This is a genomic window from Serratia sp. 121840015-1 (assembly GCF_053627655.1).
Genome location: NZ_JBSEYF010000001.1, coordinates 1,162,194 through 1,176,045, shown reverse-complemented (window position 1 = coordinate 1,176,045; position 13,852 = coordinate 1,162,194). Strand labels below are relative to the sequence as shown.

Below are 13,852 nucleotides of genomic sequence, written 5' to 3'. Positions count from 1 at the left end.
ATGCGGCGGCCGGCCTTCCCTATATTCCCCTGCCCCTCGGCGTGAGGAATACCCCTTTACTGATTGATAATGTAAAGATTTTTAACGTCGGTATAGTCCAGCGGATCTTTGCCGGTGAACCCACCCACCGTCGGCTTGATCAAACGCGCGCTGACGCGGTAATAAACCGGGACCAACGCGGAGTCTTTGTCCAGCTGCGCTTCCGCCTGCTGATAGAGCGCGGCGCGCGCGGCCTCATCCGGCGCCTTCAGCGTGGCGGCCATGATGGCGTCGAACGCCGGGCTCTTGTAGAACACGGTATTGATGCTGCTGTTGGACAGAACCAGGTTCAGGAACGCGCTGGGTTCGTTGTAATCCCCGCACCAGGTGGCACGCGCCACGTCGTATTGCCCCTGATGGCGGCTCTCCAGCGAAGTTTTCCATTCCTGGTTGCGCAGCGTGACCTCGGCGCCCAGGTTCTTCTTCCACATCGACGCGGCAGCGATCGCCTGTTGTTTGTTTTGATCGGAGGTGTTGTACAGCAGTGAGAACTTCAGCGGCTTGGCGTCGCTGTAGCCCGCTTCCGCCAGCAGTTTCCTGGCTTCGGCGTTGCGTTGCTCCTGACTCCAGCCGGCCCACGCAGGCTGAGTGAAGCTGGCGCCTTCCGTGAAGGTTGGCGTGAAGCTGTAGGCCGGGATTTGCCCCTGGCCCATGATCTTGTTGGCGATAATATCGCGATCCAGCGTCATCTTCACCGCCGTACGCACGCGCGGATCGGTGAACGGCGCCCGCTTGTTATTGAGCTCGTAATAGAAGGTGCACAGATAAGGGTTAACGTGCAGCTGCTCGGGCATTTCGCGTTTCATCTTGACGTACAGGTACGGCGGAATGGCGCTGTTGGTGATGTCGATCTCGCCGCTGCGGAAGCGGTTGACGTCGCTGACCTCCGAGGTAATCGGCAGGAAGGTCGCCTGATTGATCACCGTTTGCTTGTTGTTCCAGTAGCTCGGGCTGCGCTCCAGCACAATGCGCTCGTTCACCACCCACTCTTTCAGGCGGTAAGCGCCGTTGCCGACGTAATTGGCGGGCAGCGTCCATTTATCGCCGAATTTCTCCACCACCGCCTGTTTCACCGGTTTGAGCGACGTGTGGCTCAACATACTGATGAAATACGGCACCGGTTCGCTCAGGGTCACCTGCAGCGTCTGGTCGTCCAACGCCTTAACGCCGAGGGTCTGCGGGCTCTTCTTGCCGGTCAGGATGTCGTCGATATTCTCGACTTTGGTGTATTGCAGGTAGCTGGCATAGGGCGAAGCGATTTTCGGATCGGCCAGACGCTGCCAGCTGTAGACGAAGTCTTGCGCGGTCACCGGGCTGCCGTCGCTCCACACCGCGCCGGGGCGCAGGTGGAAGGTCCACTGCTGATAATTCTGGTTTTCCCAGCTTGTCGCCGCCGCCGGCACCACATGCCCGTTGGCGTCGGTGCTCACCAGCCCTTCCAGCAGGTTAAGAATGATATTGCTTTCCGGGACGCCCTCGACCTTATGCGGATCCAATGAAGCCACTTCGCTACCGTTGTTGATCACAATATTCTGCTGCTGCGCCAATTGGACGCCGGCCGGAACCTCTGCCGCCAAACTGCTATTTACGGCGCCGGCGCCCAGCGCGCCGCTAATCAACAAGGTCAAAGAAGTACGCTTCAGGGTTTGCTGCATAATCGAGGCTCCTTTTCACCGACAAGCATCGCTTATCGAAGTTTGTGAAGTGTTTATAAGAATTCTAAATAAACGGATACCAGCAAAAATCATTCCCGTTTTTGTGGCGCATTTCAGTTAATTGACCACGGGAAAGTTGCTCGGAAATTAGCAGAAGCCAAATTCCATAGCCAATAAATTTTACGAAAATGTTAAGCAATTCTCTTTTATCGCACGAAGCCCAATCCGGCCACCAAGATGGAAGGCAGTAAAAATCGAGATCATCAGCATGATTTTAAAGACAAAAAAACCACATTCATTTCAATTGAAACCATCAGCACGATCTCACTGCTGCAAAAAGAAACATTCAGTTAACAATCTAACCATTCAAAGAACAAACACCTGCCTATGTGCGGTTAATCACTAATAACACCTGGATGAAAGTGAGACAAGCCCCACAGAATGATGTGACTAATTTAACAACAGCGTGACCGTTTAGCGGGGGCGAAATGGGCAGAAATGGGGGAGGAAAAGTGATTGAAATAACGCTTAGCGTTTTTTTTGAGCAACAACATGAGATTTATGCAACATAAGAGTGCAACCGCATAAATTTTATTCATCCTGTGCACTATAATAATGCGAGCCAATAAATAATTTAAACTTTAAAATTAATTTTAGCCGCGCTAACGCGAAAGGTGCGCGGCTAAACAAGGCGTATTACAACAAGCCGGGGAATATCGCCTTAATGCCGGTAACGATAAACTCGATGCCGAGCGCCATCAGCAGCAGACCCATGATACGGGTGATCACGTTGATGCCGGTCTGCCCCAGCAAACGCACCAACAGCGGCGCGGCGCGGAACAACAGCCAGCAGCAAAAGGCGAACAAGGCGATAGCGACCGTAAAACCGAGCAGGCTTTGCCAGTTGTGATAACGGGAGCTCCACACGATGGTAGAACTGATCGCCCCCGGCCCCGCCATCAGCGGCAGCGCTAACGGCACCACGCCGATGCTTTCGCGGATCGCGCTCTCCGACTTCTCCTGTTTGTTCTGTTTGTCTTCCCCCAGCTTGCCGCTGATCATCGACATGGCGATGGTCACCACCAGAATACCGCCGGCGATGCGGAACGAATCGATAGAGATGCCGAACATCCGCAGGATCCCTTCCCCCAGGAACAGCGAGGTCCACAGAATGATGGCGACCGACAGGTTGGCGGTCAGGTTGGTTTTATTGCGCCCCGCTTCCGCCTGGTAACTGGTCATGCTGATGAACACCGGCAAAATGCCCACCGGGTTGACCAGTGCAAACAGACCGACAAAGAACTTGATAAAGCCGGAAAGATCCAACAGAGATTGGCCCACAGATGGCTCCGCGTTAAGTACTATAAAAAGGTGTGCTGCCTATGCGCGCTAATGTAATGGAATTGCCGCGGGTAATCCATCCGGCCAGAGCAGCATTTTTGACTGTCAGCAAGTTATGCAGCGAAACAAATGCCCTTTGTTAAAGTGATGTATGGCCTTTTGATTTTTTATGTTGAAAAAAGAGTCATTGCTCACAGTTATCAAGAATGATTCCCAACACCCGCAAGCTGAAAGGTGTCAGCTTGCAGTTTTCATGATTTAGATCACAAATCAACTACCCAACAGTGGGTAAGCTCTTAGTCGTAGGCAGGGAGTAGAACAAAGTGGGTGGCCACATCGCCGATTCCGTTCTCCTCACGGTCTGCCCCTCCGGCTCGCGTAGGGTAAAGCTCTTTAAGCAAATCAGCAGCATGCGAAGAAATAACGCGGGAAAGCCCCGGTATTCTCATCACCGTTTATTCCCGTTAGGACTATACTAGTGGCTCGCACGGCTTATTTACTGAAAGAGTTTAACATTATCAGGAGAGCATTATGGCTGTAACGAATGTCGCTGAACTGAACGAGCTTGTCGCACGTGTCAAAAAAGCCCAGCGCGAATATGCCAACTTCACTCAAGAGCAAGTGGATAAAATCTTCCGCGCTGCCGCCCTCGCCGCTGCTGATGCCCGTATCCCGTTGGCCAAAATGGCCGTGGAAGAATCCGGAATGGGTATCGTCGAAGACAAAGTGATCAAAAACCACTTCGCTTCCGAGTACATCTACAACGCCTATAAAGACGAAAAAACCTGTGGCATCCTGTCTGAAGATGACACTTTCGGTACCATCACCATCGCCGAACCTATCGGCCTGATTTGCGGTATCGTTCCTACCACCAACCCAACTTCTACCGCGATCTTCAAAGCGCTGATCAGCCTGAAAACCCGTAACGGCATCATCTTCTCGCCGCACCCGCGTGCGAAGAATGCCACCAATAAAGCCGCCGATATCGTGCTGCAGGCCGCTATCGCCGCCGGCGCGCCAAAAGACATCATCGGTTGGATCGATCAACCGACCGTCGAGCTGTCCAACCAGCTGATGCACCACCCGGACATCAACCTGATCCTGGCCACCGGTGGCCCGGGCATGGTGAAGGCCGCCTACAGCTCCGGCAAGCCTGCCATCGGCGTCGGTGCCGGTAATACCCCGGTCGTGGTAGACGAAACCGCAGACATCAAGCGCGTGGTCGCCTCTATCCTGATGTCCAAAACCTTCGACAGCGGCGTTATCTGCGCTTCCGAACAGTCGGTCATCGTCGTCGACGCTATTTATGATGCGGTACGCGAACGTTTCGCTTCCCACGGCGGCTATCTGCTGCAGGGTAAAGAACTGAAAGCGGTTCAGGACATCATCCTGAAAAACGGCGGTCTGAACGCGGCCATCGTGGGGCAATCCGCACCGAAAATCGCCGAGATGGCGGGCATCAAAGTGCCGGCCAACACCAAAGTGCTGATCGGCGAAGTGAAGCTGGTCGACGAGTCCGAGCCTTTCGCCCATGAAAAACTGTCGCCTACCCTGGCGATGTACCGTGCCAAAGATTTCGAAGACGCCGTCGCCAAAGCTGAGAAACTGGTCGCCATGGGCGGTATCGGCCACACCTCATGCCTGTACACCGACCAGGATAACCAAACGGCTCGCATCGCCTACTTCGGCGATAAAATGAAAACGGCTCGTATCCTGATCAACACCCCGGCTTCTCAGGGCGGTATCGGCGACCTGTATAACTTCAAACTCGCGCCTTCGCTGACGCTGGGTTGCGGCTCCTGGGGTGGTAACTCCATCTCTGAGAACGTCGGACCTAAACACCTGATCAACAAGAAAACTGTAGCGAAGCGAGCAGAAAACATGTTGTGGCATAAACTTCCGAAATCGATCTACTTCCGCCGGGGCTCGCTGCCTATCGCGCTGGAAGAAGTGGCGACCGACGGGGCAAAACGCGCCTTCATCGTGACCGACCGTTTCCTGTTCAACAACGGCTATGCCGACCAGATCACCAAGGTTCTGAAGTCTCACGGCATCGAAACCGAAGTGTTCTTCGAAGTGGAAGCCGATCCGACGCTGAGCATCGTGCGCAAGGGCGCAGAGCAGATGAACTCCTTCAAACCGGACGTCATCATCGCGCTGGGCGGCGGTTCGCCGATGGACGCCGCGAAAATCATGTGGGTGCTGTACGAACATCCTGAAACCCACTTCGAGGATCTGGCGCTGCGCTTCATGGACATCCGTAAGCGTATCTACAAGTTCCCGAAAATGGGCGTGAAAGCGAAAATGATCGCCATCACCACCACGTCAGGCACCGGTTCGGAAGTCACGCCGTTTGCCGTCGTAACCGACGACACCACCGGACAGAAATACCCGTTGGCCGACTATGCGCTGACCCCGGACATGGCAATTGTCGATGCCAACCTGGTGATGAACATGCCGAAATCCCTGTGCGCCTTCGGCGGTCTGGATGCGGTCACCCACGCGCTGGAAGCCTACGTTTCAGTGCTGGCGAACGAATACTCCGACGGCCAGGCGTTGCAAGCGCTGAAACTGTTGAAAGAGTATCTGCCGGCCAGCTATAAAGAAGGCGCGAAAAATCCGGTTGCCCGTGAACGCGTGCACAACGCCGCCACCATCGCCGGTATCGCCTTCGCCAACGCCTTCCTCGGGGTCTGTCACTCCATGGCGCACAAGCTGGGTTCGGAGTTCCACATTCCGCACGGCCTGGCCAACGCGATGCTGATTTCCAACGTCATTCGCTACAACGCGAACGACAACCCGACCAAGCAGACGGCCTTCAGCCAGTACGACCGCCCTCAGGCGCGCCGCCGCTACGCTGAAATCGCCGACCACCTCGGCCTGAGCGCACCGGGCGACCGCACTGCGCAGAAGATTGAGAAACTGCTGACCTGGCTGGACGAGCTGAAAACCGAGTTGGGCATCCCAACCTCCATCCGTGAAGCGGGTGTGCAGGAAGCGGACTTCCTGGCGAAAGTCGACAAGCTGTCGGAAGATGCATTCGACGACCAATGTACCGGCGCCAACCCACGCTATCCGCTGATTGCCGAGCTGAAGCAAATCATGCTGGATACCTTCTACGGCCGCGAATTCAGCGAAGCGGTAGAAGAGGAAGCGGCCGCTCCGGCTACCGCCAAAGCCGCGGTAAAGAAGCCCAAGAAATAACGGTTCCGTGAACCGATAAAAAAACCCGCCAAACGGCGGGTTTTTTATTGCGCCTGAGGCGCTGCATTTCGATTCACGCCGCCAAAACGCTTCAGCGGGCTCTGGCGGCATTTTCACCCTTAGTCCAGGGAGTGAATCGCCTCTTTATAATGCTTGCGGCAGACGGAGACATAGCTCTCGTTACCGCCAATCACCACCTGTTCACCGGCATGCATCGCTTTGCCATTCTCGTCCAGTCGCAGCACCATATTGGCTTTGCGCCCGCAGTGACAGATGGTTTTCAATTCCACCAGCTTATCGGCCCAGGCCAGCAAATATTGGCTGCCGGTAAACAACTCACCGAGAAAATCGGTGCGCAGGCCGTAACACAATACGGGAATGTCCAGTTGGTCCACCACATCGCACAATTGCTCAACCTGCGCTTTGGTCAGGAACTGGCTTTCATCGAGCAGCACACAATGCACCTGCTGCTGTTGATGCTCTTGCTGAATCATGGCGAAGAGCATTGAGTCGTTGTTATAGAGCTGGGCCTGTGAAGATAACCCGATGCGCGAGCTGACTTTGCCTACGCCATAGCGGTGATCGATCTCCGCGGTGAACACCAGCGTGCGCATACCACGCTCTTGATAGTTATATGAAGACTGTAGCAGCGCGGTAGACTTGCCGGCATTCATCGCAGAGTAATAAAAATAAAGTTGAGCCATGGCCCCGCCACTCCGATGGTATAAGAAATATTCAAATGTTGATTAGGACGGTGAGTGTACCATAACCCGACCCCCGGCTCAGCCCAAAGCGAACGAATATTGCGTTCGCCGTAATAATGCGCTTTCAAGCGAAACATATCGTTCTGTCGGCATGTTCTTTTTACAGCTATTTACAGGATAATGTATGCCTGTCATCACTATTAATTCTTGCTAATGGTTAGCCACAGGCATTTGCCCATTAATGCATAGCCGCCCTTTCCCCTCTGCAGGCGCTGTAGCTGCGGCGGAACGCCTGTCTATTTATACGTGAGGCCAATAACGGGCATTTAATCGCCTTCGCCGACGCCCCGACGTTACCTGACGCAATCTTTACCTATATACCCCTATTGTTTACAATGTCTGCCTTGCCATGGCGTGATTAAGCCCACAGAACCCATTGTAATATTGATATAAATTACGGCGATAACTTATCGATGAAAGCCTTGCGACACGCGCCCTTTAAAGCCTGCCTGCTGAAATTTTGACTTAAGCTCGATGAAGGTAATAGTTAACAGGCCTTCCTATTATTTGTCGGACTGATCCGATTAACGGTTTTTTTAAAGGTAAATTTGAGTATTCAAGTCAATTTGGCTATTGCAGAAAAGAAAAGAGCACTCTATTATTATCGAGACGCCCCCCACCAATATAATTTGAGACTAGGACAATGAGCGAAGCATTAAAGATTTTGAACAACATCCGCACCCTGCGCGCCCAGGCAAGAGAATGCACGCTGGAAACGCTGGAAGAAATGCTCGAGAAACTGGAAGTTGTTGTGAACGAACGTCGCGAAGAAGACAGCCAGGCTCAAGCAGAAATCGAAGAACGCACTCGTAAGCTGCAGCAATACCGCGAAATGCTGATTGCTGACGGTATCGACCCGAATGAACTGCTGCAAACCATGGCTGCCAACAAGGCTGCCGGTAAAGCAAAACGTGCAGCACGTCCTGCTAAATACCAATATAAAGACGAAAACGGCGAGCTGAAAACCTGGACCGGCCAAGGCCGTACTCCTGCGGTGATTAAGAAAGCTATCGAAGAGCAAGGTAAATCTCTGGACGATTTCCTGCTGTAATAGCGATTCAGTCCGTATCTGAAAGGCTCCCTGCGGGGGGCCTTTTCATTTTAAATCTTATCGTTCTGTACCCGCCCCCCTATCCTTTTAGTAAATATCCTAATTCGCTTTTCCTTCGATCATGAAATTTCAGTGAAAAAAAAGGGACCCTAAGGCCCCTGTATCGCATTAAATCTCGTCCAATTATTGAACCTGATAGAATGCCTTATACCAGTCAACAAAGCGCTTCACACCCTCTTCAACGCCGGTTTCCGGTTTGAAACCAATGTCACGATAAAGCTCTTCCGTATCCGCACTGGTATCCATCACATCGCCTGGTTGCATCGGCAGCATATTCTTACGGGCGGTGACCCCCAATGCCTGCTCCAGCGCGCTGATATATTCCATCAGTTTTACGGGAGCGCTATTGCCGATATTATAAACATGGTACGGAGCAGAACTGGTCGCCGGCGATCCCTGTTCAACGGTCCAGGATGGATTTGCCTGCGGAATAACCGCCTGCAAGCGCACTATCGCCTCAGCGATATCATCGATGTAAGTAAAATCGCGATGCATTTCGCCATGGTTATATACGTCGATGCTCTCCCCCGCCAATATGGCTTTGGTGAATTTGAACAGCGCCATGTCCGGACGCCCCCAAGGGCCATATACGGTAAAGAACCGCAGTCCGGTCGTCGGGAGACCGTATAAGTGGGAATAACTGTGCGACATCAGCTCATTGGCTTTTTTGGTTGCCGCATACAATGACACCGGATGATCGACACTGTCTTCCGTGGCAAAAGGCAACTTGCGATTCAGGCCATATACCGAGCTGGAGGAAGCATAAAGTAAATGCTCGACCTTATTGTGACGGCAGCCTTCCAGAACGTTTAAATGGCCAATCAGGTTGGCATCCGCATAAGCCAACGGGTTGACCAGCGAATAACGTACGCCGGCTTGAGCACCCAAATGAATGACTCGCTGGAACTGCTGCTCGGCAAACAATGCCGCCATACCTTCACGGTCAGCCAAATCCAGCTTGATAAAGCGGAATCCCGGCTTATCCGTCAGTCTGTCCAGACGAGCCATTTTCAGGCCCACGTCATAATAGTCGTTCAGGTTATCGATGCCGACAACCTGATGGCCGGCGGCCAATAAACGCTCTGCAACGTGATAACCAATAAACCCTGCGGCGCCTGTAACCAGGAATTTCATACCCACTCCTTAAATAACTGGTTTAATCGAGGCTCCGCGGCCAATCGCGTAGTAGGTAAAGCCGCGATTTTCCAAACGCTCAGGATCGTACAGGTTACGCCCATCAAAGATCACCGGCTGCTTCAGTGCACTCTTGATCACATCGAAGTCCGGTGCGCGGAAGTTCTGCCATTCAGTGCAGATCACCAAAGCATCGGCGCCGTGCAACGCAGCTTCTTTGGTTCCCATCAGCTTCAAATCGTCGCGCTGACCATAGATGCGTTGAACTTCGTTCATCGCTTCCGGATCGTAGGCTTGAACGGTGGCGCCGGCAGCCCACAACTTCTCCATCAGCACGCGGCTGGACGCCTCACGCATGTCATCGGTATTCGGCTTGAACGCCAGGCCCCACAGCGCGAAGGTTTTACCCTTCAGATCGCTGCCGAAGTAGTCTTTGATAAAGCTGTTCAGCTTGTCTTTCTGTTGGTAGTTGACCTGCTCTACCGCCTGCAGCAGCTTCGGTTGGTAACCGATCTGCTCCGCCGTGCGGATCAACGCCTGGACATCTTTCGGGAAGCAAGAACCACCGTAGCCGCAGCCAGGGTAGATGAAGTGATAACCGATGCGTGAGTCAGAACCGATGCCCTGACGCACTTTCTCAATGTCCGCACCCAGCATTTCCGCCAGGTTGGACATTTCGTTCATAAAGCTGATCTTGGTCGCCAGCATACAGTTGGCGGCATATTTGGTCAGCTCTGCGCTGCGGATATCCATCATGATCATACGATCGTGATTGCGGTTAAACGGCTCGTACAGCTCGCGAATAGGTTCGATCACCTCTAGATTATCGGTGCCGATCACGATGCGCTCAGGGCGCATGCAGTCTGCCACCGCCGCGCCTTCCTTCAGGAATTCCGGGTTAGACACCACGTCGAACGGCACGTTGCTGCCGCGCTTCGCCAGCGTATCCGCCATCACCTGACGCACCTTGTCCGCCGTGCCGACCGGAACGGTGGATTTGTCGATCACCACTTTGCGATCGGTCATGTGCTCAGCGATGGTGCGAGCAACCGCAGTGACATATTTCAGGTCAGCGGAACCGTCTTCATCCGGCGGCGTACCGACGGCGATGAACTGGATATTCCCGTGCGCCACGCCCGCTTTGGCATCGGTAGTGAAATGCAGACGGCCGGCCTCATAGTTTTGCTGCACCAGCGGCGTCAGGCCCGGTTCAAAAATCGGGATATTTCCTTTTTTCAGGTTTTCGACTTTTCGCTCGTCGACGTCAATGCACATAACGTCATGGCCAACTTCAGCCAGCACGGCGGCCTGCACCAGACCCACATAACCAATACCAAAAACTGTTACTTTCATGTGAAAATCCTAGTTTTTCAAATTAAGACGAAAGATCACTCAATTATTTCTTGTCAGCGGCAACAACCTGTTGCAGCCACTGAGAAAATTCTTTACCGAGGCTGGCATGGCGCATACCGTATTCCACAAATGCCTGCATGTAACCCAGTTTGTTGCCACAATCATGGCTCACGCCTTTCAGGTGATACGCTTCCACCGTTTCCTGCTGCATCAACATTTCGATGCTGTCAGTCAGCTGAATTTCGTCGCCGGCGCCTGGAGGCGTTTTCGCCAACAGCGGCCAAATATCGGCGGACAGCACGTAACGACCGACAATCGCCAGATTGGAAGGCGCTTTATCCGGCGACGGCTTCTCGACCACGCTGACCATCGGCGCGCTTTCGCCCGGTTGCAGCTTGACACCTTTACAATCGGCTACGCCGTAGTTTCCGACATCCTTATGCGGCACGGGCTCAACCATGATCTGGCTGACGCCGGTGGTTTCGAAGCGCTGCAACATTTCGCGCAGGTTATCTTTTTTCGGATCGGCGCTGTATTCGTCGAGGATCACGTCCGGAAGCACCACCGCAACCGGCTCATCACCCACCATCGGATAGGCGCACATAATAGCGTGCCCCAAACCTTTGGCATTCCCCTGACGGACTTGCATTACGGTAACGCCTTTCGGGCAGATCGATTGCACTTCATCCAGCAATTGGCGCTTGACGCGTTTTTCCAGCATCGCTTCCAGTTCGAAACTGGTATCAAAATGGTTTTCGATCGAGTTTTTGGAGGAGTGGGTGACCAACACAATCTCGTTAATCCCTGCCGCAATACACTCATTGACGACGTATTGGATCAGCGGTTTATCAACCAGCGGCAGCATTTCTTTTGGAATGGCTTTGGTGGCCGGTAACATCCGCGTACCCAAGCCTGCAACCGGGATCACGGCTTTTCTGACTTTGCGATTTACAGCAGGCATTATTTCCTCTCTTAAAGCTAAAGCGCTCATTTTATGAGCTTGGGCTCGATATAAAAAAACCTCCGGAGTATACCAGCTTATGCGCGCCGAGCATTAGCCAGAACACAAATCGAAAACATTTAGGACTATTACCCGTTCTGATAATCGGGAGAATAAATAAACGGTTTAATTACCGATAAGTGAATAGCTTAAGATCTCGCCGCTCGGCGCCCGTTATTCAGCGCTCAGCATCAGCCGCAATCGGCCCCCGCTGCCCCACACCTGACATTGCCAGGCGGTGCAACGTTGACTGATCTGGTTCATATAGGTAGCCCCTAGCGTCCCCAGCGGTACGCCGTTGCTCAGCTGAATTTGATTATCCCCGGTATTGACGTTGGCATGCAGCCCGGCGGACACCAGAATCAGGTTCTTATTTTCGGCGTGGTAATATCCCAGCAACAGTGGGAATTGGCCATCTAATTTCCCCTGCCGCAATAATTGATTAACCTGCTTTAACAATGCTGACATTTGCGGCAGACGATGTTGTTGATTAGCCAGATGGTCTTGCAGCAACCCATTAAATAATGCGCGCAACAGCAATGCCGCCAATACGCCATTATCGCCGGCGCGCGTGACGTCCAGGCAATAGAATGCCAGGTCTTTTTCTGACAACGCGGCAATATCCAGCACCAGGCCGGGATTTTCGCCCGTGGTTAACTGCCGATAGTTGATCCGGCAATGTGCAATGGTCTGCTGTACCGGCGGTTGCAGTTGTTTAAGCAGTTTGACGGCTTCGGAAGGGTTTTTGCTCAGCGCATCCCAATCCTGAAACAGCTCAACCTCTTCAATCGCCTGAGAGGTGAACATATTGGGGTATAAACACGCCAGCACCGCTTCACGCAGGCGATTGAGATCGGTCAGGGGCTTCAGCAGGACATCCTGTACGCCCAAGCGCAACACCTTGGCAATGTCGGCCATCTTGTCGGTGGCCGAGATCACCAGCACCGGGATCTGCCCCCCCTGCAAACGCAGGTGCTCAACGAATTCGATACCGCCCATTTCCGGCATCGCGAGATCGCACAGAATCAGATCGGGCTTGAAGTCATCGACGGCACTCAGCGCCTGCAAACCGTTGGTCGCCTCGCCGGTTTCAGCGCCCAGCGAGGTCAAATAACCGACCAGCACGGAACGAAAAACCTGTTCGTCCTCAACGATCAAGATGCGTTTGTGAGTGAGTGGTAATGCCATCAGCCGAGCCTCGTCCCTTTCCATAGTGTAATAGTGGCTCAAAAAGGTCACTTATGCTCGTCTGAATCAGACCGACCGCGCATTGCCAACCAAGAACCGAGAATTATCTATTTTTTATCAACGGCAACAACCGATCCAGTTGTTTTTCCACCGCCAGTAACCCTGCCTCGATCGCTTCATCGGCGCGGTGGAAATCCAGCGTCGAGATTTGCGGGCAAAAAGGTTGGATCAGCACGTCCGGCGGATCGCTCGCCATCCGGTTACGCTTCAGGCGATTTTCCAGCATCTGAATCGAGGTGCCCATAATCTCCATCGCCGTCGGCGCCGTCGTCGGTTTACGCTGTCGCATTCTGCCGACGCGCTCTCTCAGACGCCCGCGCCAGGTATCGGCAGGCGCATCGTCCGAACTTTCGTCCTCAATGCGTACCGAGAACAAATCCTGCTGCATCAGGTGCGCGTCATGCTGCAGATCGACCGCGATGACGATATCGGCACCCAGCGCCCGGCAGAGCGACACCGGCACCGGATTGACCACCGCGCCGTCCACCAGCCAATAGCCGTCGGCCCACACCGGCGCCAGCAGGCCAGGCATGCTGCAGGAAGCGCGCACCGCCTGATGAATATCGCCTTCGGTCAGCCACAGTTCGCGGCCGGTGCTGAGATTGGTCGTCACGGCGCCGAACTTCAGCGCGCATTCGGCAATATCGTTGATCTTCAATAGCTGTCCGACGGCGTTAAACACCCGATCGCCGCGCAACAAGCCACCACGCTGCCAGGAAAAGTCCATCAGACGAATCACGTCCCAATAGCTGAACGACCGCACCCACTGCTCCATCGCCGGCAGGCGATGGCTGGCGAACGCCGCGCCCACTAACGCACCGACAGAGCAGCCGGCAACGATATCGACCTCAATTCCCAGTTTCTTTAACGCATTGATCACGCCGATGTGCGCCCAGCCTTTAGCCGAGCCAGCTCCCAGCGCCAGTCCGATCTTGATTTGCCGCATAGCGCCATCCTCTCGGTAACAGGGGGTATCTGCTTTCAGGGTAGATTGTCACTGACG

General features: G+C 53.7%; 10 protein-coding genes. 2 read left to right on the top strand and 8 right to left on the bottom strand.

Features of this window, described 5'->3' with window-relative positions:
* Nucleotides 1–56: 56 nt before the first annotated feature.
* Entirely contained in the window at nt 57–1,694 is a 1,638-nt protein-coding gene (locus ACUXAC_RS05685) for an ABC transporter substrate-binding protein (RefSeq protein WP_087762709.1), read from the bottom strand.
* Between the two features lie 696 nt (nt 1,695–2,390).
* Nucleotides 2,391–3,035, bottom strand: coding sequence for a YchE family NAAT transporter (locus tag ACUXAC_RS05680; RefSeq protein ID WP_015378089.1), 645 nt, complete (start codon nt 3,033–3,035; stop codon nt 2,391–2,393).
* Nucleotides 3,036–3,566: 531 nt separating this feature from the next.
* Between ACUXAC_RS05680 and adhE the strand changes: the two genes are divergently transcribed.
* Complete coding sequence (gene adhE, locus ACUXAC_RS05675; RefSeq protein ID WP_387441314.1) at nt 3,567–6,239, top strand: bifunctional acetaldehyde-CoA/alcohol dehydrogenase; 2,673 nt, start codon at nt 3,567–3,569, stop codon at nt 6,237–6,239.
* 119 nt (nt 6,240–6,358) lie between these two features.
* Here adhE and ACUXAC_RS05670 read toward each other — a convergent pair whose 3' ends face one another.
* The gene (locus ACUXAC_RS05670) at nt 6,359–6,943 is read right to left on the bottom strand and encodes a thymidine kinase (RefSeq protein WP_038877247.1); all 585 of its coding nucleotides are present in this window, start codon (nt 6,941–6,943) and stop codon (nt 6,359–6,361) included.
* Nucleotides 6,944–7,646: 703 nt separating this feature from the next.
* On the opposite strand from ACUXAC_RS05670, the gene hns reads away from it, so the two are divergent.
* The gene (gene hns, locus ACUXAC_RS05665; RefSeq protein ID WP_004932170.1) at nt 7,647–8,054 is read left to right on the top strand and encodes a histone-like nucleoid-structuring protein H-NS; all 408 of its coding nucleotides are present in this window, start codon (nt 7,647–7,649) and stop codon (nt 8,052–8,054) included.
* A gap of 183 nt (nt 8,055–8,237) precedes the next feature.
* On the opposite strand, the gene ACUXAC_RS05660 is transcribed toward hns, so the two are convergent.
* The 5 genes from ACUXAC_RS05660 to rssA form a co-directional block, all read right to left on the bottom strand.
* Nucleotides 8,238–9,248 (bottom strand): NAD-dependent epimerase, encoded by a 1,011-nt coding sequence (locus ACUXAC_RS05660; protein ID WP_060423814.1) that lies wholly within the window; start codon nt 9,246–9,248, stop codon nt 8,238–8,240.
* Nucleotides 9,249–9,257: 9 nt separating this feature from the next.
* Nucleotides 9,258–10,601: a UDP-glucose dehydrogenase family protein gene (locus ACUXAC_RS05655; RefSeq protein ID WP_102984570.1), complete on the bottom strand. Its 1,344-nt coding sequence runs from the start codon at nt 10,599–10,601 to the stop codon at nt 9,258–9,260.
* Between the two features lie 43 nt (nt 10,602–10,644).
* A complete protein-coding gene (gene galU / locus ACUXAC_RS05650; RefSeq protein ID WP_060423820.1) occupies nt 10,645–11,562 on the bottom strand; it encodes a UTP--glucose-1-phosphate uridylyltransferase GalU in 918 nt (305 codons plus the stop codon).
* Nucleotides 11,563–11,775: 213 nt separating this feature from the next.
* Nucleotides 11,776–12,789: a two-component system response regulator RssB gene (rssB, locus tag ACUXAC_RS05645; protein ID WP_038877239.1), complete on the bottom strand. Its 1,014-nt coding sequence runs from the start codon at nt 12,787–12,789 to the stop codon at nt 11,776–11,778.
* Between the two features lie 103 nt (nt 12,790–12,892).
* On the bottom strand, nt 12,893–13,795 hold the full coding sequence (gene rssA, locus ACUXAC_RS05640; protein WP_047730554.1) for a patatin-like phospholipase RssA: 903 nt from the start codon (nt 13,793–13,795) through the stop codon (nt 12,893–12,895).
* Between the last annotated feature and the right edge of the window lie 57 nt (nt 13,796–13,852).